Source organism: Micromonospora sp. NPDC047753, assembly GCF_040642735.1.
Lineage (GTDB): Bacteria > Actinomycetota > Actinomycetes > Mycobacteriales > Micromonosporaceae > Micromonospora.
Genome location: NZ_JBEYSL010000793.1, coordinates 1 through 1,950 on the forward strand (window position 1 = coordinate 1; position 1,950 = coordinate 1,950).

Consider the following 1,950-nt stretch of genomic DNA (forward strand, 5'->3'; position numbering starts at 1 on the left):
CAGATCAGGACTTACTTGAACTCGGCGGTGGCGAAGCGCTCGTCGGTGAGCGGGCTCGCCTTGACGCCGGTCACGTCCTTGCCGAACACGATCGCCGGCGGCGAGTGCGAGATCGGCACACCCGGCAGGAACTCCATCACGGACTTGTTCAGGGCCTTGTACTTCTCGGTCCGGGCCGCGATGTCGGCGGTGGTGTCCGCGTCCTTGAACTGGTCGAACAGGGCCTTGTTGTTGAAGCCCCACTCGTCCTTCGGCCGGTCGAAGAAGGTGCCGATGAAGTTGTAGGCGTCGCCGTAGTCGCCGGTCCAGCCCAGGAAGTGGATGTCGTGCTTGCTACCCGAGGTGGTGGCGTTCAGGTAGTCCGGGCTCCACTTCAGCGGGATCGCCTCGACGGTGATCCCAACGGCCTTCAGGTCCGCCGACAGCAACTCGAAGATGTCCTTCGGGTTCGGCATGTACGGCCGGGTGACCTCGGTCGGGTAGTGGAACTTCAGCGTCAGGTTCGACGCGCCGGCCTCGGCCAGCAGCGCCTTCGCCTTGGCCGGGTCGTAGGTGTACTTCGGAACGTCGCCGTTCCAGCCCTCGACGGTGTCCGGCATGAAGTTGTCGGCGACCTTGGCGCCCGGCGGCAGCTTGGAGGTGACCAGCTGCTGACGGTTCAGGGCGTACGCGATGGCCTGCCGGACGCGGACGTCGGCGAGCTTCGGGTTGCCCTTCTGGTTCATCGCCAGGTAGAGCACGTTGAACGCCGGGCGCGTGAGCATGTTGAAGCCCTCGCTCTTCAGCGGCTCGACGTCGGCCGGGCCGACCAGGTCGTAGCCCTGGATGTCGCCGGAGCGCAGCGCCTGCTTGCGGGCGTTCTCGTCCGAGATCGTCTTGAAGATGAGGGTCTTCAGCTTGGCCTTGGCGCCCGAGTAGTCCTCGTTGCGCTCCAGGGTCAGCGTCTTGTTGGCGACGTCCCAGGCCTTGAACTTGAACGGACCGGTGCCGGTCGGGTGCTCCGTCGCGTACGACGGGTACTTGATGTCCTCGGCGGTGCCCGCGACGTTGCTCGCGTCGAACTCCTGCAGCGCCTTCGGGCTGTGGATGGAGAACGAGGGGAGCATCAGCGCGGCCGGGATCTTGCTGGAGACCCGGGTGAAGGCCAGGTCCACGGTGGTGGCGTCCTTGGCGGCGCAGGACTTGAAGAGGCTCGGCGGGAGCTCCGCGTCCTCGTTCTTGGCGAAGCCACCCATGACGTCCTGCCAGTACGCGGTCACGTCCGGGCTCTGCATGAGGCCCTTGGCGTTGTACCAGCGGTTGAAGTTGACGCAGACGGCCTCGGCGTTGAAGTCGGTGCCGTCGTGGAACTTCACGCCCGAGCGGAGCTTGAAGGTCCACGTGGTGCCGGCGGCGTCCGGGGTCCAGGACTCGGCCAGGCCGGGGGTGACCTTCGTGCCACCCTCCTCCGGTCGGACCAGGGTCTCGAAGACCTGACGCGCCACACGCAGCGACTCACCGTCGCTGGCGAAGCTCGGGTCGAGCACCTTCGGGTCTCCGGCGACGCCGAAGATGAGGGTGTCCTTCTTACTACCGCCGGATTTGTCGTCGTCGCGGTTGCTCTCGGCGCAGCCTGCTACCGCGAGGGCCGCGACCGCGATGGCCGCGATCGCGACCTTCGGCCTGGGTGCACGCATGTGTGCTTCACCTCGTCCTTGGGGGTACGGACAACGTGGTGACAGGGGTCACCGATGGCGGTGACCATAGCTCCCGATGCGTCCACCCGGAAACCGCTGAGTGGACGGTTGGTATCGGATCGTGCCTCAACCGCCGCTTGACATTCGATTCTTAGGTAAACAGCGGCAAAAACCGATCAATCAGCACCCGCGATGCCAAACTGTTACGTCGAACAGCCCCGATGAGGGCACAGGTGTCAGATCATTTCCGGGCAGAGACGCAGCGGTGGCCGGC

The 1,950-nt window shown here is 65.4% G+C and carries 1 protein-coding gene; it reads right to left on the reverse strand.

Going from position 1 to position 1,950, the window contains the following annotated elements; genetic code table 11:
• Positions 1–11 precede the first annotated feature (11 nt).
• Positions 12–1,676, reverse strand: a complete 1,665-nt coding sequence (locus tag ABZ749_RS34595; protein ID WP_357235494.1) for an ABC transporter substrate-binding protein — start codon at positions 1,674–1,676, stop codon at positions 12–14.
• Positions 1,677–1,950 lie beyond the last annotated feature (274 nt).

Coding starts and splice junctions, on each gene's coding strand:
- ABZ749_RS34595 (WP_357235494.1), bottom strand. CDS start 1,676: ATGCGTGCACCCAGGCCGAAGGTCGCGATCGCGGCCATCGCGGTCGCG.